The following is a 21482-nucleotide window of genomic DNA, read 5'->3' as shown; positions in this document are numbered from 1 at the left end:
ACAAAACCACATGCTAAAGTTCCGGTCGACAGACCTCTCTGGCGGCCGAAAAACGGAGCAGTCCACGAAATTTCGTCAACCATAAGAAATAGGGGAAAGGGTAAAAACCCATGAGCAAGAATTACAGCATTCTCGACCTGATCCGGCGCAATCGCTCGCCGCTTGAAAATCACCTGATCGACGGCCTCGTCGACGGCAGGGTCAGCCGCCGCGACTTCGTCCGCCACGGCAGCCTGCTTGGCCTGTCGCTGCCGCTGCTCGGCCGTATCGGCATGGCAGCCGGCCTCGGCGGCATGCCGTCGCTGGCGCGCGCCCAAGGCGCGCCTGGCGCCACCATCCGCGTTGCCAGCAGCGTGCCGGCAGCGACGATCGACCCGGTCACCATTGCGGACGCCGGCGGCCTGCTGGTCATGCAGCAGGTTGCCGAGTTCCTGTGCGTCGACGGCCCCGACCTGGTGCTGCAGCCGGCGCTGGCCGAGAGCTGGAAGCCGAACGACAACGGCACGGTGTGGACCTTCAAACTGCGCAAGGGCGTAAAATTCCATAGCGGCGGCGAGATGAAGGCTGACGACGTCGTGGCCAGCATCGACCGCCTTGCCGACCCGGCCAATTCGTCCAACGCACTGTCGGTATTCAACGGCATCCTGCAGAAGGGCGCCTCAAAGAAGGTCGACGACTACACGGTGGAATTCCACCTCGACGCGCCGAACGGCAATTTCCCCTACATGCTGTCGTCCGACAATTACAACGCCGTCATCATCCCGGCGAGCTACAAGGGCGACTACGAGAAGAGCTTCGACGGCACCGGGCCGTTCAAGATCGAGAAGTATACGGCAAAGGTCGGTGCATCCTTCGTCCGCAATGAGGACTATTGGGGGCCGAAGGCATTGCCCGAGCGCACCGAATTCACCTTCTTCACCGACACGCAGCCGCAGATTCTGGCGCTGCAGGGCGGACAGGTCGACATCATCAACCAGCTGCCGGTGCTGGCCGGCGTCGCACTGCTCAACGATCCGAACATCGACATCATCAGCCTGAAGTCTTCGGCCCATCAGCAGCTGCACATGCGCTGCGACGAGGGCCCGTTGAAGGATGCGCGCGTGCGTCGTGCCATTGCACTCTGCCTCGATCGCGACAAGCTGGCCGCCGGCCTGATGAAGGGACGCTCCGCACTGGGCAATGACAGCCCGTTCGCCGCCGTCTACCCTTCGACCGATACGAGCGTGCCGCAACGCAAGCAGGATATCGCGCAAGCCAAGCAGCTCATGGAAGCAGCCGGCCTTGGCCAGGGCTTCAAGATAACGCTGACCACCGAACGCTATCTGGAAATCCCTGAATACGCCCAGCTCATCCAGAACTGGGTCAAGGAGATCGGCGTCGAGCTCGACCTCAACATCCTCGACCAGGGCGGCTATTACGGAGACGCGGTGTTCGGCAAATCGAACTGGCTGGATTCGGTGATGGGCATCACCGACTACGGCCACCGCGGCGTGCCCAACGTCTACCTAGCGGCACCGCTGAAGAGTGAAGGCACCTGGAACGCGGCGCACTTCAAGAACAAGGACTATGACGCGCTGGCGACCAGCTATATCGCCGCACTCGACCTCGAGGCGCAAAAGGCGACAGCAGGCAAGATCCAGAAGCTGCTGCTCGAGGAAACGCCGGTCATCTTTGGCTACTTCTACGACTATCTGACGGCGACGGCGAAAGGCGTGGCCGGCGTGCAGCCGACCGCGATGTCGCAGCTGTTCCTCGACAAGGCATCGAAAGCCTGAACAAACTCGTTGTTGGAGCATGATCTCCGGACAAAACGGTTCCCGTTTGTCCGAGAAAACCGGTACCCACTTTTCGGGATCATGCTCAGAAGGGAAAGCCAATCCTCTAACAGCCAGCTCCCGCATGGGGGCTGGCTCCACAAGGAGTCTTAGCCATTCTCTCCTTCCTTGCCCGGCGTGTGTCGCTGTCGCTGGTGACGCTGTTCCTGCTCAGCATCATGGTGTTTCTGGGCGGCCAGGTGCTGCCCGGCAATGTCGGGCGCGCCATATTGGGTCCGTTCGCCGACCAGCGCGCGGTTGATGCGCTCAATCACACGCTCGGCGTCGACCGCCCGCTGCTGACCCAGTACTGGGGCTGGATCTCCAACTTCGTCCAGGGCGACATGGGCACGTCATACATCTTCCGCTCGCCGGTCGCGCCCTTCGTCATCGATGCGCTGGGCAATTCGATGAAGCTTGCGGCGGTCGCCTTCGTGCTGGTGGTGCCGATCGGCATCCTCGGCGGGGTCGTTGCCGCACTCAATCTCAACCGCCCGCTCGACCGCATCATCAGCCTCGGCGGCCTGTCGGTGACGGTGCTGCCGGAGTTCGTCACCGGCATCATCCTGATTCTGATCTTCGGTGTCTGGCTGCGCTGGCTGCCGATATCGGCAGCATGGCCGCGCAATGCCGGCTTCTTCACCCAGCTCTATTACCTGATCCTCCCTTCGCTGCCGCTGTTCCTGGTGCTGTTCGGCTACATCGCCCGCATGGCGCGCTCCGGCATGATCGAAGCGCTTGATTCCGACTACACACGAACGGCCGTGCTGAAGGGCCTGCCGTGGCGGACGGTGATCTGGCGGCATGTGCTGCGCAACGCGCTGTTGCCGACCATCACCGTCATCGCAACGCAGACCGGTTATCTCATCGGCGGCCTCGTGGTCATCGAAACGCTGTTTCGCTACCAGGGCATCGGATCGCTGATCTTCACCGCCGCGCGCGGCAAGGATTTCCCGATGCTGGAATCCGGCATTCTCACCATCGGCATCGTCTATGCCGTGGCGACACTGATCGCCGACTTCCTCTATTCCATGCTCAATCCGCGCATCCGGCTGGGGTCAGATCAATGAGCGCCGTCCAAAGCACTTCCCCCGTTCCCGACGACACGCGCCGGCGCGGCCCGCTGGCCGAGGTCTTTTACTCCCTGCTGCGCTCGCGAACCTTCCTCGTTGGTCTCGCCATCGTGCTGTTCTGGGTTGCCTGCGCGCTGTTCGGCGAGCATTTCGCGCCTTACGATCCGCTCGCCGACGACATCATCAATGCGCTCGCACCACCTTCTTCCGAACACTGGTTCGGTACCGACCAGATCGGCCGTGACGTCTTCTCGCGCGTCATCGTCGGTTCGCGCGACATCCTCACCGTTGCCCCGCTGGCGACCTTGCTGGCGACGGTGGCCGGCACAGCGCTTGGCCTTATCACCGGCTATTTTCGTGGCCTCGTCGACGATGTCGTCAGCCGTATCCTCGAAGCCTTCATGGCGATCCCGGTGGTCATCGTCGCGTTGCTGGCAATCGTTGCGCTCGGCACGTCGAAGACGACGGTCATCGTCGTCATCGGCCTGAGCTTCGCGCCGATCATCGCGCGCACCGTGCGGTCCGCGGTGCTCGCCGAGCGTGAACTCGACTATGTCGCCGCCGCGCAGCTTCGACATGAAAGCGCATTGCATACGATGTTCGTCGAGATCCTGCCCAACGTCATCCCGCCGATCCTGGTCGAGACCACCGTGCGGCTCGGCTATGCCATTTTCGCGGTCGCCACGCTCTCCTTCATGGGCTTCGGCATCCAGCCGCCCTCTCCCGACTGGGGGCTCTCGATCTCCAACAATTACGGCATGATCGGCGGCGGCTTCTGGTGGACGGTGCTGTTCGACGCGCTCGCCATCGCCTCCCTGGTGATCGGCGTCAATCTGGCGGCCGACGGCGTTCACGGAGCGCTCAATGACTAAGTCCGCCAAGGCCAAAAACGCACTCGAACTCACCGATCTGTCGGTTGCCTACCGCGTCGCCGGCCGCAACCGAGCGGTGCTGCGCAACCTCAGCCTCACCATCGGCCAGGGCGAGGCTTATGGGCTGGTCGGCGAATCCGGCTGCGGCAAATCCACCGTGGCGCTCACCGTCGTGCGCTATCTGCCGCGCAACGGCTCGATCACTGGCGGCGCCATCTCGCTCGACGGCCAGGACGTCATGAAGCTGGATGCCGAAGCGCTCAGGCGGGCTCGCGCCGAAAGCGTCTCCATGGTCTACCAGGACCCCGGCAAGGCGCTGAACCCGTCGATCCGCGTCGGCCGGCAACTGACCGAGATTTTTGAACTCGGCGGCATAACGGGTCAGGCGCCCATCGACAAGGCGATCGCCATGTTGAACCGCGTGCGCATCTCCGATCCCGTCAGCGTCATGCAGCGCTATCCGCACCAGCTTTCCGGCGGCATGCAGCAGCGCGTGGCTATCGCCATGGCGCTGGCCAACGATCCCTCGATGCTGATCCTCGACGAGCCGACCACCGGCCTCGATGCGACGGTGGAAGCCGAAGTGCTCGACTTGATCGCGCAGCTCAGGCAAGAACTGTCGGCCTCGATCCTGTTCATCAGCCACAACCTCGCTGTCGTCTCCAACATGTGCGACCGGGTCGGCGTGCTCTATGCCGGCATGCTGGTCGAAGAAGGGCCGACGGAGGTCGTGTTCAACGATCCGCGCCATCCCTACACCGTAGCCTTGCTGCGCTGCCTGCCGCGCGGTGGCCAACGCAAGGATCAGGGCCGCCTCGATACCATTCCGGGCTTCCTGCCCGGCATTGGAACTGACATCAAGGGCTGCGCTTTCGCCGACCGCTGCGCGCTCGCCGATGACCGCTGCCGCAGCGAATTGCCGCCGCTCTATGATCTGGGCGGCCGGCTGTCGCGCTGCTTCCATCACGACAAGGCACAGGCGCTGCCGCGCGCGACACCGAGCGATGTGGCGGCTGCACCAAAGGCGGCAGCCGCACCAGTGCTGCGGGTCGCGGGGCTGAACAAGACCTATGCCAGCCATGGCCACGCGCTGCGCGCCGTCAAGGATGTCTCGCTCGACCTACGGCCCGGCGAAACGCTCGGGCTGGTCGGCGAGTCCGGCAGCGGCAAAACGACCTTCGCCAGGCTGCTGCTCGGCCTGGTGCCACCGGACGAGGGTGGCACCATCGAGCTGGAGGGCAAGGCGCTGGCGCCGCGGCTGGAGAACCGCAGCGACGACCAGATCAAGGCGATGCAGATCGTCTTCCAGAACCCGGACTCCGCACTCAACCGCTCACATTCGATTCGCCACCTGATCGGCCGCGCGCTGAAGCGGCTGGCGGGCCTCTCCGGTAAGGCGCTGGAGGCGCGTCTCAACGACCTCGTCCGCTCGGTGCGGCTCACCGACCGCCATCTCGCGGTCAAGCCACGCCAGCTCTCCGGTGGCCTGAAGCAGCGCGTCGCCATCGCGCGCGCCTTCGCCGGCGACCCGCGCATCGTCGTGTGCGACGAGCCGACCTCGGCGCTCGACGTCTCGGTGCAGGCGGCCATCCTCAACCTGCTCGCCGACCTGCAGTCGAAGGAAGACGTCAGCTACATCTTCATCTCGCATGATTTGGCCGTGGTGCGTTACCTCTCCGACAAGATCGCCGTGCTCTATCTCGGCCGCATCATGGAACTCGGACCGTCGGAAGACGTCTTTTCCGGTCCGCATCACCCCTATACCGAAGCGCTGCTGTCGGCCGTGCCCAAACTCGACCAGACCGAGACGGCACGCATTCGTCTCGACGGCGAAATCCCCAGCGCCACCAACCCGCCGTCGGGCTGTGTCTTCCACACGCGCTGCCCGCGCAAGATAGGCCCGATCTGCGAGCAGCAGGAGCCGCCACTCAGCGAGGCCCAGCCCGGCCATTCGATCCGCTGCCACATTCCTTACGCCGAACTGGCAAGGCTGCAGAAGGCGGTCGTGACCGAGCCGGCATAGCGCTGCCGCTCCCGTGACTTGGCAGTCAGATCTGGCCTGCCATGCTAAGGGAACGATCCCCTTCCGAAAAGCCCTGCCCTTCGGCCCAGTCCCTGGCCAGCATGCGCAGGCCGGTGAGCGCGACATCCAGAACATCCGAAGAGAGGGGGTTCGAAGGATAGGCGAGGTAGATCGGCCGCTGGAACACTGGGGCGTTGTCGATGCGCCGCATCTCGCCACGCTCGATATGACCGCTGACGGCGCTGAGCGGCAGATAGGCGGCCGCCTGCTGTGACAGCACGTGCTGCAGGCCAATAAAGACCAGTCCGGCCGATATGGCCGGCTTCACCATGCCGGCAAAGGCGCGGTCGTGCTCGATGCGGAATTCCAGCCCCCAATCCATCAGAATGTAGTTTTCGGTCCACGGCTTCGTCTGCGCGGCATGCTGGACAAGTACGACCTGATCGACGGCCAGCGTTTCGTAGACGATGCCGGGATGCGGCCGCGGCAGATAGAGGATGCAGATGTCGAGCAAGCCTTCCGCCAGTTGGTCGATCGCCAGATCCGGGAAACTGCCTTCAAGCCGCAGCGCCACATTCGGCCGCCTGGTGCGCATCCACTCGACCCATGGCGAGGTGATGCGGTCCCACAGATAGGCAGGCGCGGTTAGCCGCAGCAAAGTCTCATAGCCATCGGGAACGGCGATGTCCTGTCTCGATTGCTCCCATGTGCGGGTGATGGAAGAGGCATGCGGCAGGAACTGCCGGCCGGCCGGCGTCAGCGTGACGCCATCGCGGTCGCGCACGAAAAGCCGGCGGCCCAACTGATCTTCCAGCCCCCTGATTCGCGCGCTGACGGTGGACTGGGCGAGGTTGAGCCGACTGGCCGCGACGGTGAAGCTGCCATGGGCGGCGACTTCGAGAAAGCTGCGCAGATTTTCCGTGTCCATGCCCACCTCTTGCATCGAAAATTTCGATGACCCCTATCAAAAAATATCGCTTTCCGGCGACAGTCAACAATGAACTAGATGGCCGAGCCCCAAGGCAAGCGAGGAATCCAGCCATGCCCAAGCATTTCCGGATGATCGACAACGCTCGCAGAACGCTCACCGCAATCGAAAATTCCGCTGTTGACGAATTGCTTGCCGGCAGGATGGGCCGCCGCGATTTCCTGCGCCATGGCAGCGTGCTTGGCCTCTCCCTGCCGTTCCTGGGCAGCCTTGTCGCGGCCGCCGGCCTCGGCACGCCGCAAGCACGCGCCGAGGGCAAGCCGGGTGGCACGGTGCGCGCCGGCGTAGCGACGCCGGGCGGCGCTATCGATCCCGTCACCTACTATGACAGCGGCAGCTACCAGCTGGTTTTCCAGACCGCCGAGTTTCTCTGCGTCACCCAGCCGGACCTCACCCTGAGACCGGTGCTGGCCGAGAGCTGGGCGCCGAACGAGGACGGCAGCGTGTGGACCTTCAAGCTGCGCAAGGGTGTGAAATTCCACAATGGCGAAGACTTCAAGGCCGACGACGTCGTCGCGACCTTCGACCGGCTGGCCGATCCCAACGGCGCTTCCAACGCGCTATCGGTATTCAAAGGCCTGTTGTCGAAGGGCGGCACCCAGAAGGTCGACGACCACACTGTCGCCTTCCATCTCGACGCGCCGAATGGCAGCTTTCCCTATTCGGTGTCGATCGACAATTACAACGCCGTCATCCTGCCGGCGAGCTACAAGGGCGACTACGAAAAGACCTTTGAGGGCACCGGGCCGTTCCGGCTGGAGAGCTACACGCCGAAAGTCGGCGCGACCTTCATCCGCAACCCCGACTATTGGGGTGAGAAGGCGCTGCCCGACCGGCTCGAATTCAAGTTCTACGGCGACGTGCAGCCGCGCATCCTGGCGCTGCAGGCCGGCGAGGTCGACATTCTCGACGCGGTTCCGCTCGATGTCAGCCAGGTGGTGCTCAACAGCCCCGACATCACCGTGCTGCGTGTCGCTTCGACCGCGCACCGCCAATTGCATATGCGCTGCGACACCGGTCCCTTCACCGACAAGCGCGTGCGCCAGGCGCTGGCACTGTGCATCGATCGTTCGAAGCTGGTCGACGGCCTGTGCCGTGGCATGGCGGCGACCGGCAATGACAGCCCGTTCGCGCCGGCCTTTCCCGCCACTGACAAGACGGTGCCGCAGCGCGTCCAGGATATCGCCAAAGCAAAGCAATTGCTTGAAGCGGCAGGATTGGCGAGCGGCTTCGATATCACGCTGACGACGCTGCGCTATTCCGACATTCCGGGCTACGCGCAATTGTTCCAGAATTTCGCCAAGGAGATCGGCGCGCGCATCGCGCTCAACATCGAGGACCAGGACAAATATTACGGCAAGGCAGTGTTCGGCCAGTCGGACTGGCTGGACAGCCCGCTCGGCATCACCGACTACGCGCATCGCAGCGTGCCGAACGTGTTCCTCAAGAGCCCGCTGGTCAGCGACGGCCCGTGGAACGCGGCGCATTTCAAGAACCCGGCCTATGACGGCATGGTCACCAGCTATCTCAAGGCGCTCGATGTCGGCGCGCAGCGCAGTGCCGCCTCCGACATCCAGAAACTGCTGCTCGACGAGACGCCTGTCATCTTCAGCTATTTCCCCGATCTGTTGGTACCGGTGCGCAAGAATGTCAGCGGCCTGCCGCCGATCGCCGCCGGGCTGCTGCTCGATCGCGTGTCCCTGGGATAGGGCTGATTGGACAATTCCGCTTTTCGGGCGGTGAGACTATTTCGCGGCAAGACTGCGAAGAACGATGGGGGGCCATCGTTCGAGCCGCTCGATGCCGGAGAAACTCGCCGCCCGAAGCCCTCTTCGACTTAACGGCCCGATACAGGCTTATCTCGCTTTGCGGCAACGCTCGATGACAAAAGAAAAGAAACGGGAGACTACCATTCGCAAGCCCCATCTGCGCGGCCGTGGGCCGCATTTTCCCTTACTCGACACCATCGTGCAGTACGAATTCGAGCCGGGCTATATAGCCTTCACCATGCCCACGCAGAAGCGCCTGCGTGTGCAGGTGGGGTCAATGACCGTCGCCGATACGACCAACGCCTTGGTGTTCTACGAATCCGATCACCTGCCGGTCTACTACTTCCCGATCGGCGACGTTCGCGAGGAGTTCCTGCTGCCGAGCAAGACGACGACAGAGGACCCCTTCAAGGGCATAGCCACCCACTATTCGCTCAACACCGGCATCACGCTGGTCGAGGACGCGGCCTGGCGCTACCTCGATCCGGTCAAGGGCTGTCCGCCGATATCGGACTACATGTCGTTCACCTGGAGCAAGATGGGCCACTGGTTCGAGGAGGACGAAGAAATCTTCGTCCACGCCCGCGATCCGTTCCGCCGGGTCGACTGCCTGCCGTCCTCGCGGCGCGTGCAGGTCATCCTCGACGGCGAACAGGTCGCTGATTCACGCCGCGGCGTGTTTCTGTTCGAGACCGGCCATCCGGTGCGCCACTATCTGCCGATCGCCGACACGCGGCTCGATATGTTTGCGCCCAGCCGCTACATCTCGCGCTGTCCCTACAAGGGCATCTCCAACTATTATCACGTGACGACCAAGGCCAAGCGCCACGAGAACCTCGTCTGGTATTATCCCGAGCCGGTGCACGAGGCGGAGCGCATCAAGGGGCTGGTCTGCTTCCACCACGAACTGGTCGACAAGATCCTGGTCGATGGCGTCGAAATCCCGAAGGAAGCCACGGCCGCGTCGAGCGGTTATTTCTGAGCATCGAAGCCGCTTGCGTGCGGGCGCTTGATCGAAGCACGGCTCAGCGCATACGCTCCCTGAGACAGGGAGGGCTATCGATGGATCTTTTCAAGCTGGACGGCGATGTCGCGCTGGTTACTGGCGCCGGTAGCGGCATCGGCCAGGCGATCGCGATCGGACTGGCCGAGGCAGGCGCCGAAGTCGCCTGTTTTGGCCATGCATCAAAAGGTGGGCTGGACGAAACGGCCCACCGGATCACGGCGCTCGGCCGCAAGGCGCTGGTGCTGACAGGCACGGTGACGTCGCAGAGTGATCTCGCGGCGGCGATCGATCGCATCGAGGCCGAACTCGGCGCGCTGACCGTCGCCGTCAACAATGCCGGCATTGCCGGCTCTGAACCTGCCGAGACGATGCCGCTGGAGACCTGGCAGAGGGTGCATGAGGTCAATGTCGCCGGCGTCTTCCTGTCCTGTCAGGCCGAAGCGCGCAAGATGCTGGCGCGACGCAAGGGCTCGATCATCAACATCGCCTCGATGTCAGGCACCATCGTCAACCGGGGGCTGACGCAAGCGCACTACAATTCCTCGAAAGCCGCCGTCATCCACATGTCGAAGAGCCTCGCCATGGAGTGGGCCGACCGCGGACTGCGCGTCAATGTCATCAGCCCGGGTTACACGCTGACGCCGATGAACAAACGGCCTGAGGTGGCGGAAGAAGTGAAGATCTTCAAGCGCGACACGCCGATGGGACGCATGGCGGCGCCGGAGGAGATGGTCGGACCGACGGTGTTCCTTGCCAGTCGCGCCGCAAGCTTCGTCACCGGCCTCGACCTGATTGTCGATGGCGGCTACGTCTGCTGGTAAGGGTTCGACTTCGCCTGCAGTCTGAATTTATACGCCTCGCGAGGTGTTAGTCGTTGCGCGACATGAACCTTGGTATATATAATTTCATCCTATGAAACGGCCTTGGCGAGATGGGGCTTGCCGGGTCGACAGCCGAGAACATGGGACCTTGATGGCTCGCACCTTGCAGGGCGCCGCAAGACTGGCAATCGATCCGCAGATGACCGCTCCCGCAGCGATCCGTCGGCAGTCATGACGCCGACACTCGAGTCCTGTTCCATCATCACCGAGATTGAGCACCATCTTGCCTGCGCTGGCCAAAGCCGGGGCAACAATTTGGCGCCGACGGCCTTGCGCAAAGACCAGCCTTTCCAACACAATCAAGAAAAGCCGCAAGAAGGGAACGAACGATAATTTTCACAGCTTGAAGGAGAACAAGCATGTCACTTCGCAGTGTGATTTCGAACTTAACAATGGGAGCCTTCGCACTCGCCGCGGCGAGTGCACTGACACCTTCCGCCCAAGCCGCCGCACCCGAATCCAATGACCCGATCAAGATCGCGCTGTTCGACTGGACCAGCGTCAATCTCAACGCCAAGATCCTCGGCGGTATCCTCGAAAAGCTCGGCTACACCGTCGAATATCCGACAGCCGACTACCTCTCCAGCCTGACCACAGGCCTCACCAACGGCGATCTCGATGTCGGCCTGGAATTCTGGGACACGACCGCCGGCGAGGCCATGAAAGCCTCCGATGCCACCGGCCAAACCGAGCGGCTGGGCAAGCTTGGACCGAAGGCCAAGGAAGAATGGTGGTTTCCCGAATACATGAAGGAGAAATGCCCCGGCCTGCCCAATTGGGAAGCGCTGAAGGATCCGAAATGCGCCGAAGCCTTCTCGACGGCGGAGACCGCGCCGAAGGGGCGCTATCTCGGCGGCCCGGTGACATGGGAAGGCTTTGACGACGAACGCGTCGAGGCACTGAAACTGCCCTTCACCGTCATCCATGCAGGCACCGACGCGGCGATGTTCGCCGAACTGGACTCGGCCTATCAGCGCAAGGCGCCGATCATGCTGTGGATCTATTCGCCGCATTGGGCGCCGGCCAAGTACAAGGGCGAGTGGGTTGAATTCCCCGAATACACGCCCGAGTGCTACAACGACCCGAAATGGGGCGTGAACCCCGACGCCAAATATGACTGCGGCAAGCCGCATGGCGAGATCTGGAAGTACTCCTGGTCCGGCATGAAGGACAAATGGCCGGTCGCCTACAAGGTGGCAAAGGCCTACACGATCGACACCGACGAGCTCAACAAGATGAGCGGCGAGATCGATCTCGGCGGCAAGACGCCGGAAGACGTCGCCGCGGCCTGGATCGCCGCTCATGAGAAAGACTGGAAAGCCTGGGCGCAGTGATCGTTCCGACTGGAAAAATGAGACCCGGCTGCCTGATCAGCCGGGCCTCACTTCTTGATGTTCCAGAAGGACGTTTGAATGTCGGACAAGACTGAACAGGAGCCAATCGTGGCGGGCACGCCAAAAGATGTCCGTCCGATAAAGCTTGCCTGCCGCAATGTCTGGAAGCTGTTCGGATCGAATGCGACCAGTTTCATCCGCGAACGCGACGGCAAGGCCAGCATGGCCGATGTCACCGCTGCCGGGCTGGTCGGCGCGGTGCGCGCCGTCGACCTCGAAATCCGCCAGGGCGAGATCTTCATCATCATGGGCCTGTCGGGCTCCGGCAAGTCGACGCTGGTGCGCTGCATGTCGCGGCTGGTCGAGCCGACCCACGGCAAGGTCGAATTCGAGGGCAAGGACCTGCTGAAGATCTCGGATGCAGCACTCATCGAATTGCGGCGACACCGGATGGGCATGGTGTTCCAGAACTTTGCCCTGCTGCCGCATCTCAACGTGCTGGAAAACATCGCCTTTCCGCTCAGCATCCAGGGGCAGGACCGGGCGACACGCGAAGCAAGGGCGCGCGAGGTCATCGAGCTTGTCGGCTTAAGGGGTCGCGAGCATTTCTATCCGCGCGAGCTGTCCGGCGGCCAGCAGCAGCGTGTCGGCATCGCCCGCAGCCTGGCGACAAAACCGGAAATCTGGTTCCTCGACGAGCCGTTCTCGGCGCTCGATCCGCTGATCCGCCGCGAAATGCAGGACGAGCTGATGCGGCTGCAGACCATGCTGCACAAGACCATCGTCTTCATCACCCATGATTTCGACGAGGCCATACGACTGGCCGACCGCATCGCCATCATGAAGGATGGCGAGGTCATCCAGGTCGGCACGCCGGAAGAGCTGGTGGTCAATCCGGCCACCAATTATGTCGCCGAGTTCACCCGCGACGTCGACCGCGCCAAGGTGATTTCGGCACGCAGCCTGATGCGCGCCTGCGACGGCTCGGAGCATGGCGGCACCATTGCCCCAGATGCCAAGATCGCCAGCTTCTCGGCCGGTATCGTAGCCGCCAACAAGCCGTTCGCGGTGATCAACGGCACTGGCAAGCCCATCGGCGAAGTGACGCCGCAAGCGGTAATCGATCTGCTGGCCGGCATTGATCGTTCAAGGGCCGGCGCATGACGGTGACCGCGAGCGCCAGCGAGACGCGGTCGCGGCCGGTTCAGGTCTGGCTGCTGGTCTGGGCGGCAGCGCTTGCCGCCGTGCTTGTCGTTTTCCTGCTGCAGGACAGGTTGCCCTGGGCCGTCAACTACCCGGCAAGTGCCGTCGTGCCTGTCGCCGACTGGGTCAGCGCGCTGATGCGCTGGATCAAGTCCAACTTGTCGTGGCTGACCCGCTCGATCACCGCGGTGCTCGGCGTGCCACTCGATTTCGCGCTCAATCTGCTGGCCAAGAATTTCAAGATCGGTCACGGCGCTGATGCCTATGTCCTGCCGCGCCTGTCCTGGGTCGGCGTCTGCGCTGCCGCCTTCCTCGCCGGACATGCCGTTGGCGGCAGAAAACTCAGCCTGCTGGTTGGTGGCTGCTTCCTCTACATCGCGCTGTTCGGCCAATGGACCAGTGCCATGCTGACACTCGGGCTGATCTCCATCGCTGTGCCGTTCTGCATCGTCACCGGGCTGTTCGCCGGTATCTGGGCGTGGCGCAAGCCATGGGCCGAAAGGCTCATTGTCTCCCCTGCCCTTGACCTGATGCAGACGATCCCGACCTTCGCCTACCTGATCCCGATGCTGCTGCTGTTCGGCAACAGCCCGGTCTCGGCGATGATCGCGACCGCCATCTTTGCCACCCCGCCGATGGTGCGGGCGACGATGCTGGGCCTGTCGCGGGTGCCGTCAGAGATCGACGATTTCAGCGAGATGGCCGGCTGCACGGCGCGGCAGAAACTGTGGCGAGTGCTGCTGCCGTCGGCGCGGCCGACGCTGATGATCGGCGTCAACCAGGTGATCATGCTGGCGCTGAACATGGTCATCATCGCCTCGATGATCGGCGCCGGTGGTCTCGGCTACGACGTGCTTCTCGCACTGCGCGCGCTGAAGGTCGGCGAGGCGATGGAAGCGGGCCTTGCCATCGTGGCGCTCGCGATCGCACTCGACCGGCTGAGCCAGGCCATCGCGCACAAGCAGGCAAAGGGCCATGTCCATCAGGAGATGAGCCCGAGCCTCTGGCGGCGCCACCCTAACCTGACGCTGGCCATCGCCATCCTTGTCGTGACAACGCTGCTCGGCCTGTTCGTTCCCGCCTTCGCGGCGGTGCCGAAAGCGATCACCTTCACCACGGCCCCGCTGTGGAAGGCGGCGGTGAACTGGGTGACGATCAATTTCTTCGACACGATCGAAGCGTTTCGCGTGGCGCTCATCCTGAACCTGCTGAACCCGCTGCGCGCCTTCTGCGAAGGGTTTCCGTGGCTGGGTGCGGTGTTCCTGCTCGGCCTTGCCGGCTATCAGCTCAGCGGCTTCCGCCTGGCCGTATTGGTCGCAGCACTGACCGCCTTCTGCGCCGTCACAGGGCTGTGGGAAAAGACCATGGCGACCGTCTATCTCTGCGGCATCTCGGCCTTCATCGCCTGCCTGATCGGCATCCCCATCGGCCTGATGGCGTCGCGCAGCGACCGCTTCGAGAAGATCGTCACACCGGTCATCGACACGCTGCAGGTGTTGCCGTCCTTCTGCTTCATCATTCCGGTGGTGATGCTGTTCAGGGTCGGCGACGTCACCGCGATGATCGCAACGATAGCCTTCGCCGTGGTGCCGGCGATCCGTTACACCAATCATGGCATCAGGCAGGTGCCGCCGGCGCTGATCGAAGCGGCCAAGGTTTCGGGCTGCACGCCGCGCCAGACCTTCTTTCGCGTGCAATTGCCGCTGGCGCTGCCGGAGATCATGCTGGGCGTCAACCAGACGATCCTGATGGCGCTGGCGATGATCATCATCTGCGCCATGGTCGGCACCCGCGATCTCGGCCAGGAAGTGTTCATCGCGCTGTCCAAGGCCGATTCCGGCCGCGGCATCGTCGCGGGTCTCGCCATCGCCTTCATCGGCATCGTCGCCGACCGGCTGTTCAGCGCCTGGACTGCAAAGGCCAGGGCAAGGCTGGGGTAGCCGAGGCGCGCCGCCCTACTCCGCCGCCACGCCCTTCACCTCGAGATAGCTCTCCATCGAATCGTCCAGCGCCTGCAGCCATGGCGTGTGGTGCAGCGGCGCCATGGTGCCGGTCATCAGCGAGCGATAGGCGTGGTCGCGGAAGCTCATGATGTCTTCGCCCTTGTGGTGCTCCCACTCCATGAAGGTCTGGTTGACCGCCTCGACGTCGAAGCCGGGATAGTCGGTCTGGTCCATCAATTCCTTGGTGTAGTCGCCCTGGAACCAGATCATCTGCTCTGCGTCTTCGAGCGTTTCCTCGCGCGCGCGCCACTTCGCGCCATGCTCCGCCATCGCCTCGGCCGACGGCAATTTGATGCGGCCCATGATGACGTCGCGGGCGAACCAGGCCTGCGCGTCGAACATGTTGAAGGTGTAGAACTGGTCCTGCATGCCGATATAGGAGAGCTGCGGGTTCTTTTCCCAGACGACGCCTTCATAGAGGTCAAGCGGCCACATGCGGTTGGCGGTCTTGAGCTTGAGGTCGTCGGTGAGGAAGGGGAAGGAATGCAGATAGCCGGTGCACAGGATGATGGCGTCGACATCCTTGGTGGTGCCATCCTTGAAATGCGCGGTCTTGCCGACAACCTTCTGCAGCAGCGGCACCTCTTTCCAATTGTCAGGCCATTTGAAGCCCATCGGCTTCGAGCGGTAGCTGGAGGTGATCGATTTGGCGCCGTATTTGTAGCATTGCGAGCCGATGTCCTCGGCCGAATAGGAGCGGCCGATGATCAGGATATCCTTGCCCTTGAATTCCATCGCGTCGCGGAAATCATGGCTGTGCAGGATGCGGCCGTTAAAGGTCGAAAAACCCTCGAAATAGGGTACGTTGGGCACAGAGAAATGGCCGGAGGCGACGACGACATTGTCGAACTCTTCCGAATAGGTGACGTCATTGGTGCGGTCATGCGCGGTGACTGTGAACTTCTTCGTCTCGTCCGAAAACGTCACCATGCGCACCGGGCTGTTGAAGCGCACCCATTTTCGCAGGCCGGATTTTTCGACGCGGCCCTTGATGTAGTCCCACAGCACGGCGCGCGGCGGGTAGGAGCCGATCGGCCGGCCGAAATGCTCCTCGAAGGTGTAGTCGGCGAATTCCAGGCACTCCTTCGGTCCGTTCGACCAGAGGTAGCGGTACATTGAGCCGTGCACCGGGTCGCCATGCTCGTCGAGGCCGGTGCGCCAGGTGTAGTTCCACAGGCCGCCCCAGTCCGACTGTTTTTCGAAGCAGACGATCTCTGGAATGTCGGCGCCCTTGTCAGCCGCCGACTTAAAGGCCCTGAGCTGTGCCAGGCCGGACGGGCCGGCTCCGATGACGGCAACGCGACTTTTCATGGCAGGCCTCCCGATCTGAATTGCTCTTACGAAACAAATTTCACTCACAGGGACAGTAATTCGCCCTTTCGTACTGTCAACAGTCCGGTGCTGAAACTGGGTTCCGCCGCGGTGGATTTCCTGCGAAAAAACAGACGCGGCCAAACGCCGGATCGTGCGCATGCGCTTTCAGGCGACTTGCCGTCGCAGTTGCGCTGCTGTATCGGCACCTGACATGTTCACCTAGAGTGAAATAAATCCGCAGAGTGCCGGGGGCGACATGGCGAAGACAGTTTCCGATACCAAGGCTGGTCCTGCGGCCGCGAAAGCCAAACCGCTGCCAAAGGTCTCGGCCGACGGGAAAACCATCCGCGCGCCGCTGACGCAGAACCCGCATGCCATTCGCGACACCCGCGAGAAAGTGCTGGAGGTCGCGATCGGCCGCGAGGTGCGCGCCTTCCGCAAGAAGCTCGGCATCACTGTCGCTGATCTCGCGGTCGCCACCGACATCTCGCTGGGCATGCTGTCGAAGATCGAGAACGGCATCACCTCGCCCTCCCTGACCACCTTGCAGGCGCTGTCGCGGGCGCTCGGCGTTCCGGTCACTGCCTTTTTCCGCCGCTTCGAGGAAGAGCGCAGCGCCGTCTTCGTCAAGGCCGGCCAAGGGCTCGATGTTGAGCGCCGGGGCACCCGTGCCGGCCACCAGTACAATCTGCTCGGCCATATCGGCTCGAACACCAGCGGCGTCGTCGTCGAACCCTATCTGATCACGCTGACAGAGGATTCCGACGTGTTCCCGACCTTCCAGCATGAGGGCATGGAGTTCCTCTACATGCTCGAAGGCGAAGTCGTTTACCGGCACGGCAGCAACCTCTACCCGATGAAGCCCGGCGACAGCCTGTTCTTCGACGCCGACGCGCCGCACGGGCCGGAGCAACTGACGAAGCTGCCGATGCGCTATCTGTCGATCATCTGCTATCCGCAGAGCGCGGGCTAAGCGGGACGCAAGCAGCCCCCTCAACCGGATTGCCAACCGAATTGCGAAGGGCAATTCGGGGCAATCCGACCTCTCCCCGAGGGGAGAGGAGGCTGGCGCCAGCGTTGGCGATCTCTTCTCCCCTCAGGGAGAAGGTGGCCGCATAGCGGCCGGATGAGGGGGCCTTGCTCAATCCGGCCCAAACCCCGAACTGGTCGCACTGCCGTCGTCGTGCTTCGACAGCCATTCGACCAGCGCCGGGCGATAGCGCGTCAGGCCCTTGTAGTTGGCGAGTTCGTCGGGCAGGTCGCGGATGACGCGGTGCAGGCGCCGTGCCCATTTCGGCTGCGTCACCAATTCGTCCATCTTGATCAGATAGCAGCGGATCGGGAAGACGATGCCGTTCGAGCGCGGCAGGCGCCAGAAGCTCTGCAGTTCGACCCGCAGATGCACCTTGTCGCCGACATTCTCCGGCGTCACCGTCGCCCGGTCCGGTCCCCATTTGTGGTAATTTTCCGGGCTGGTGTCGAGGCGTGGATTGATCGTCATCGTCCAATTCAGGCGCCGCGCCGGCTTGCCCTGCTGGATGTTGGTGAGGAACTTCAGCGCCCTGACGAAAATCCCCTTCTCATGCGCCAGCGGCACCGGCGCGTGCCATTCGAAGAAGTTCATGCCGATGTCGAAATCGAGCGACCAGTCGGCCTGGGTGGTGACCATTCCGGCATCCATCCATAAATTTCCGTCGCGCTGGTCGAGGATGCAGAAATCGCCCTGACTCTGCCGGGTGATGTATTCCATCGGCCCGTAGGGCAGCGTCGAGGTGTCGCCGAAGGTGAAGGTGTCGTCGATGCCGAGCGGCCGGTTGATCCAGCGCCAGCGGTCGCCGTCGCGGGTCAGCGTGAAATGCTCGGGATAGCCCAGTGCCTGCTGCTCCATCAAAAGCTCGAGCAGGTCCCAGCCGGCCAGCGTCATGTGCGGCAGCGACTGGCAACGCAACGGATCCTCGGCCAGCACCAGCGCCCGGTCCTGCATCTCGGCGACATAGTGCTCGTCGACGTCGATCAGGTTTTCCAGCACGCTGCCCTTCGGCCCGACGACATGCGGCTCGATGTTGACCGCATACATGTAGGCGTCTTCGTGGAACGGAAACGGGAACCGCCTGATGTGCTCAGGGCTGTTCTTGAAGGTGAAGTCGTCGCGGAACGTTTCCTTGCGAAAGGTGATTCCCAAGCTCGCCTCCTATCTTTCCAACACCAGCGACCGACCCTCGAAGCGCGATACGCACGGCATGATCTTCTTGCCCGAACGGTGCTCTTCCTCGCTTAGCCAGTGGTCGTTGTGGATGAACTTGCCGTCCGAAGAGATGACGTTGGTTTCGCACTGGCCGCAGACGCCGCCGCGGCAGAGATAGGGCGGATCGACGCCGGCCGCCTCGATCGCCTCGAGCAGGCTCTGCTGTTCATCGACGCGGATCGTCTTGCCGCTTACGGCAAGCGTCACGTCGAACGGCAGCCCGGGCTGGGGTGCCGCGAAATGCTCGAAATGCACGGTCTCCGATGGCCAGCCGAAGCTTGCCGCGCGGTCACGCACCCAGTTGATCATCCCCGCCGGACCGCAGACATAGAGATGCGTACCGAGCGGCTGCGTCGACAGCAACCGGTCGAGTTCGATGCGCTCGTCAAGGTCGTCATGATAGAGCCTGACCCGGCGGTCGTAGCGCTCGCGCAGCACATCGGCGTAGGTGCCGAGCGATGCGGTGCGGCAGGTGTAGTGCAGTTCGAAATTGCCGCCTTCCGCCGCCAGTTGCGCGGTCTGCGCCATGAATGGCGTGATGCCGATGCCGCCGGCCAGCATCAGATGCTTTTTGGCGCGCAGGTCGAGCGAGAACAGATTGACCGGATAGCTGACCACCATCTCCATGCCGGGCCGGACATTCCGGTGCATGAACAGCGAGCCGCCACGGCCGACATCGTCGCGGCGCACGGAGATCGTGTACTCGCGCGTGTCGAGCGGCGAGCCCATCAACGAATAGGGATTGAGCCTGGTCCGCTCGCCATCGCGCATCTCGACCACGACATGAGCACCGCCGGAAAAGGTCGGCAAAAGCTCGCCGTCGCGCCGGCGGAAATGGAAGCGGGTGACCAGATCGTTGACCGGGACGACATCGCTGACCACGACATCGAGTTTTGTTGTTCCGGTGCTCATCGAAAAATCTCCTCCATCGGAGGAATCTCTGAGCGATCTTCCGCATTGATGCAGACGCCCTGGAAGGCGGCGATGCGCCTGGAATAGTGATCGCGCACCAGAAGCAGCAGGCCGCAATGCGCGCAGGTCGCCGGCTGCGTGGTCACATTCTCGGTGATGCCCTTGCAGTGCACGCACTGCATGCGCCGCGCCAGCGAGCCGCGGTGCTCGGTCTGGATCGAGGTGTGGTCGATGCCGGCCTCGAGCGCTACCTGCATCGCCTGGCCGATCAGGCCTTCGGTCCCCGAGAGGTAAAGGCGCAGGCCCATATGCGCATTGGCGAGTGTCTGCCTGAGCCGTGGCAGCAGGCTGGCGAAGGACGGCGCCTGATGAAACTGTGCCGGTTTCAGCGCGTCGAGCGCGGCGATGTGGTTGCCGTCAGGCCCAGGAATGAAGACGATTTCGGCGTCGTCGAAAAACCCGGGCGGCGCCCTCTCGGCCATCTCCGCTATCGCCAGCGCCCCTTCCGCATCCGCGATGAAAAGATGATGCTTGCCGGGCTGCGGAGACAAGGTTCCGTAAACGGGTCGGCTGATGATACTTTTGGCTGCCATTTAAGTCTTCGTGCCTCGAACCCCTCGCCGTTGACTATGCCTCAACCTTTCGCCGTGCGCTTGGTCTTCTTGGGATCGTCGAATGGCAATGGCTGGGCGGTGGCCTTGATGGCACCGCTCTTGTTGCGGATTTCGAGCTTGGTATCCTTGACCGCGCAGTCGACGTCGAGGCGGGCGATGCCCATCGATTTCTTGACCAGCGGCGAATACATGGCGCAAGTCACCACGCCGACCTTCTTGCCGTCGCGATAGATCGGCGCGCCTTCATCGGCCGGCTCCTTGCCGTCGAGCAGAACGCCATAGATCTTGAAGCGTTCCTTGCCTTTCAGGCGGTAATGCTCCTCGGCGCCGCGGAAGCCGGTCTTGCCAGGACTGACGGTGAAATCGAGGCCGAGTTCCCACAGCGTGTCGCCGGGGCCTTCATTGTCGAACGGATATTTTTGGGAATTGTCGTAGGGATAGAAGAGCAGATAACTTTCGACGCGCAGCATGTCGAGCGTGGTAAAGCGGCATGGAATGATGCCGGCGCTCTTGCCCTCGTCGAGGATCCTGTCCCAGATCGTGCCGGCATCCTGGCCGCGGCAGAAGATCTCGTAGCCGCGCTCGCCGGTATAGCCGGTGCGCGAGATCATCACCGGAAGGCCGAACAGCTGCGTCTGCATGTGATGGAAATAGTTGAGGTCGCGGATACCCGGCACGTGCTTGGCCAGATAGTCGACTGATGTCGGACCCTGCAGTGACAAATCGTGCAGATTGTCGTCGAAGCGCAGCGAGACGTCGCGTCCTACCGAAGCACGCTGCAACTCCTCATGGCCGGTGCCCGAACCGTGCACGACCATCCATGCATTCGGTCCAGTTCGGTAGAGGATGCAATCGTCGGTGAATTTTCCCGCCTCGTTCAGCATGCAGGCATAGGCCGACTTGCCTGGGTAGATCTTTTCGACATCGCGGGTCGTCGCCAGGTCGATCAGGTGTGAAGCATGCGGCCCGGTGATGTGGACCTTCTTGAGGCCGGAGACATCCATCAGACCGGCCTTGGTGCGGATGGCGATGTACTCCTCGTCGGCATCCTTGTCGTAGGTCCAGGCGGTTCCCATCCCGCTCCAGTCTTCGAGCTTCGAACCGAGCGCGCGATGGCGATCCGCCAGGGTCGAAAATCTCCAGGATGCCGTCATCCGCTCGTCCTCCGTTTCGAAAAATCTCTGCTGTTCCCTGCCCCCTGCGCAGCGGCGGGAGCTTTGGCCGAATATTGACCGCAAACCTCCGGGCGCCGCAATACCCATAAGCAATTAATTTCATTGTCAGGCAAAATCCGCCGCGCGAAGCAAACAGTTAACTCAACGTAAATCGCGCTTGACAATTGCGGAATTCGGACTGAACTTATGAAAAAAATTTCACTCTCTTGAAAGAGGGCAACGCGAAACCAATTCGGGGTCTGGCGTTGGAAAAAGG

General features: G+C 62.6%; 17 protein-coding genes. 11 read left to right on the top strand and 6 right to left on the bottom strand.

What is annotated here, in order from left to right:
- The first annotated feature begins 110 nt into the window (after positions 1–110).
- The 4 genes from EJ076_RS14395 to EJ076_RS14380 all read left to right on the top strand — a co-directional run bounded on the left by EJ076_RS14395 (position 111) and on the right by EJ076_RS14380 (position 5782).
- Positions 111–1775 (top strand): ABC transporter substrate-binding protein, encoded by a 1665-nt coding sequence (locus EJ076_RS14395; RefSeq protein WP_126068322.1) that lies wholly within the window; start codon positions 111–113, stop codon positions 1773–1775.
- Between the two features lie 155 nt (positions 1776–1930).
- On the top strand, positions 1931–2884 hold the full coding sequence (locus EJ076_RS14390) for an ABC transporter permease (RefSeq protein WP_126068321.1): 954 nt from the start codon (positions 1931–1933) through the stop codon (positions 2882–2884).
- Positions 2881–3759 (top strand): ABC transporter permease, encoded by an 879-nt coding sequence (locus EJ076_RS14385; RefSeq protein ID WP_109662023.1) that lies wholly within the window; start codon positions 2881–2883, stop codon positions 3757–3759. Before EJ076_RS14390 ends, EJ076_RS14385 begins: the two co-directional genes overlap by 4 nt.
- Positions 3752–5782, top strand: coding sequence for an ABC transporter ATP-binding protein (locus EJ076_RS14380; RefSeq protein WP_126068320.1), 2031 nt, complete (start codon positions 3752–3754; stop codon positions 5780–5782). Before EJ076_RS14385 ends, EJ076_RS14380 begins: the two co-directional genes overlap by 8 nt.
- 25 nt (positions 5783–5807) lie before the next feature.
- On the opposite strand, the gene EJ076_RS14375 is transcribed toward EJ076_RS14380, so the two are convergent.
- Positions 5808–6710, bottom strand: a complete 903-nt coding sequence (locus EJ076_RS14375; protein ID WP_109662018.1) for a LysR family transcriptional regulator — start codon at positions 6708–6710, stop codon at positions 5808–5810.
- A 113-nt stretch (positions 6711–6823) separates the two neighbouring features.
- Between EJ076_RS14375 and EJ076_RS14370 the strand changes: the two genes are divergently transcribed.
- From EJ076_RS14370 to EJ076_RS14345, 6 genes are all read left to right on the top strand, one after another.
- Complete coding sequence (locus tag EJ076_RS14370) at positions 6824–8479, top strand: ABC transporter substrate-binding protein (RefSeq protein ID WP_109662016.1); 1656 nt, start codon at positions 6824–6826, stop codon at positions 8477–8479.
- A 172-nt stretch (positions 8480–8651) separates the two neighbouring features.
- The gene (locus EJ076_RS14365) at positions 8652–9521 is read left to right on the top strand and encodes a DUF427 domain-containing protein (RefSeq protein ID WP_126068319.1); all 870 of its coding nucleotides are present in this window, start codon (positions 8652–8654) and stop codon (positions 9519–9521) included.
- Positions 9522–9601: 80 nt separating this feature from the next.
- Entirely contained in the window at positions 9602–10366 is a 765-nt protein-coding gene (locus tag EJ076_RS14360) for an SDR family oxidoreductase (protein WP_126068318.1), read from the top strand.
- A 419-nt stretch (positions 10367–10785) separates the two neighbouring features.
- A complete protein-coding gene (locus EJ076_RS14355; RefSeq protein ID WP_109662009.1) occupies positions 10786–11760 on the top strand; it encodes an ABC transporter substrate-binding protein in 975 nt (324 codons plus the stop codon).
- Between the two features lie 78 nt (positions 11761–11838).
- On the top strand, positions 11839–12924 hold the full coding sequence (locus tag EJ076_RS14350; RefSeq protein WP_126068317.1) for a glycine betaine/L-proline ABC transporter ATP-binding protein: 1086 nt from the start codon (positions 11839–11841) through the stop codon (positions 12922–12924).
- Complete coding sequence (locus tag EJ076_RS14345) at positions 12921–14903, top strand: ABC transporter permease subunit (RefSeq protein ID WP_126068316.1); 1983 nt, start codon at positions 12921–12923, stop codon at positions 14901–14903. The genes EJ076_RS14350 and EJ076_RS14345 overlap by 4 nt, the downstream gene beginning before the upstream one ends.
- 15 nt (positions 14904–14918) lie before the next feature.
- Here the strand turns inward: EJ076_RS14345 and EJ076_RS14340 are convergent, their stop codons facing one another.
- Positions 14919–16277 carry an NAD(P)/FAD-dependent oxidoreductase gene (locus tag EJ076_RS14340; RefSeq protein ID WP_109662001.1) on the bottom strand — a complete coding sequence of 453 codons (1359 nt, stop codon included), beginning with the start codon at positions 16275–16277 and terminating at the stop codon, positions 14919–14921.
- Between the two features lie 259 nt (positions 16278–16536).
- Between EJ076_RS14340 and EJ076_RS14335 the strand changes: the two genes are divergently transcribed.
- Complete coding sequence (locus EJ076_RS14335) at positions 16537–17253, top strand: XRE family transcriptional regulator (protein ID WP_109661999.1); 717 nt, start codon at positions 16537–16539, stop codon at positions 17251–17253.
- 168 nt (positions 17254–17421) lie between these two features.
- On the opposite strand, the gene EJ076_RS14330 is transcribed toward EJ076_RS14335, so the two are convergent.
- From EJ076_RS14330 to EJ076_RS14315, 4 genes are read right to left on the bottom strand one after another with little or no spacing between them, the layout of a single operon-like run.
- Positions 17422–18462, bottom strand: a complete 1041-nt coding sequence (locus EJ076_RS14330; RefSeq protein WP_126068315.1) for a DUF3445 domain-containing protein — start codon at positions 18460–18462, stop codon at positions 17422–17424.
- Between the two features lie 9 nt (positions 18463–18471).
- On the bottom strand, positions 18472–19437 hold the full coding sequence (locus EJ076_RS14325) for a PDR/VanB family oxidoreductase (protein WP_126068314.1): 966 nt from the start codon (positions 19435–19437) through the stop codon (positions 18472–18474).
- On the bottom strand, positions 19434–20030 hold the full coding sequence (locus EJ076_RS14320; RefSeq protein ID WP_109661992.1) for a dimethylamine monooxygenase subunit DmmA family protein: 597 nt from the start codon (positions 20028–20030) through the stop codon (positions 19434–19436). The genes EJ076_RS14325 and EJ076_RS14320 overlap by 4 nt, the downstream gene beginning before the upstream one ends.
- A gap of 41 nt (positions 20031–20071) precedes the next feature.
- The gene (locus EJ076_RS14315; protein ID WP_109661990.1) at positions 20072–21205 is read right to left on the bottom strand and encodes an aminomethyltransferase family protein; all 1134 of its coding nucleotides are present in this window, start codon (positions 21203–21205) and stop codon (positions 20072–20074) included.
- Between the last annotated feature and the right edge of the window lie 277 nt (positions 21206–21482).

Origin of the sequence: Mesorhizobium sp. M7D.F.Ca.US.005.01.1.1 (assembly GCF_003952545.1) — a bacterium.
Lineage (GTDB): Bacteria > Pseudomonadota > Alphaproteobacteria > Rhizobiales > Rhizobiaceae > Mesorhizobium > Mesorhizobium loti.
This window is presented reverse-complemented; position numbering and strand designations above follow the sequence as displayed.

Coding starts and splice junctions, on each gene's coding strand:
- EJ076_RS14395 (WP_126068322.1), top strand. CDS start 111: ATGAGCAAGAATTACAGCATTCTCGACCTGATCCGGCGCAATCGCTCG.
- EJ076_RS14385 (WP_109662023.1), top strand. CDS start 2,881: ATGAGCGCCGTCCAAAGCACTTCCCCCGTTCCCGACGACACGCGCCGG.
- EJ076_RS14380 (WP_126068320.1), top strand. CDS start 3,752: ATGACTAAGTCCGCCAAGGCCAAAAACGCACTCGAACTCACCGATCTG.
- EJ076_RS14375 (WP_109662018.1), bottom strand. CDS start 6,710: ATGGACACGGAAAATCTGCGCAGCTTTCTCGAAGTCGCCGCCCATGGC.
- EJ076_RS14370 (WP_109662016.1), top strand. CDS start 6,824: ATGCCCAAGCATTTCCGGATGATCGACAACGCTCGCAGAACGCTCACC.
- EJ076_RS14365 (WP_126068319.1), top strand. CDS start 8,652: ATGACAAAAGAAAAGAAACGGGAGACTACCATTCGCAAGCCCCATCTG.
- EJ076_RS14360 (WP_126068318.1), top strand. CDS start 9,602: ATGGATCTTTTCAAGCTGGACGGCGATGTCGCGCTGGTTACTGGCGCC.
- EJ076_RS14355 (WP_109662009.1), top strand. CDS start 10,786: ATGTCACTTCGCAGTGTGATTTCGAACTTAACAATGGGAGCCTTCGCA.
- EJ076_RS14350 (WP_126068317.1), top strand. CDS start 11,839: ATGTCGGACAAGACTGAACAGGAGCCAATCGTGGCGGGCACGCCAAAA.
- EJ076_RS14345 (WP_126068316.1), top strand. CDS start 12,921: ATGACGGTGACCGCGAGCGCCAGCGAGACGCGGTCGCGGCCGGTTCAG.
- EJ076_RS14340 (WP_109662001.1), bottom strand. CDS start 16,277: ATGAAAAGTCGCGTTGCCGTCATCGGAGCCGGCCCGTCCGGCCTGGCA.
- EJ076_RS14335 (WP_109661999.1), top strand. CDS start 16,537: ATGGCGAAGACAGTTTCCGATACCAAGGCTGGTCCTGCGGCCGCGAAA.
- EJ076_RS14325 (WP_126068314.1), bottom strand. CDS start 19,437: ATGAGCACCGGAACAACAAAACTCGATGTCGTGGTCAGCGATGTCGTC.
- EJ076_RS14320 (WP_109661992.1), bottom strand. CDS start 20,030: ATGGCAGCCAAAAGTATCATCAGCCGACCCGTTTACGGAACCTTGTCT.
- EJ076_RS14315 (WP_109661990.1), bottom strand. CDS start 21,205: ATGACGGCATCCTGGAGATTTTCGACCCTGGCGGATCGCCATCGCGCG.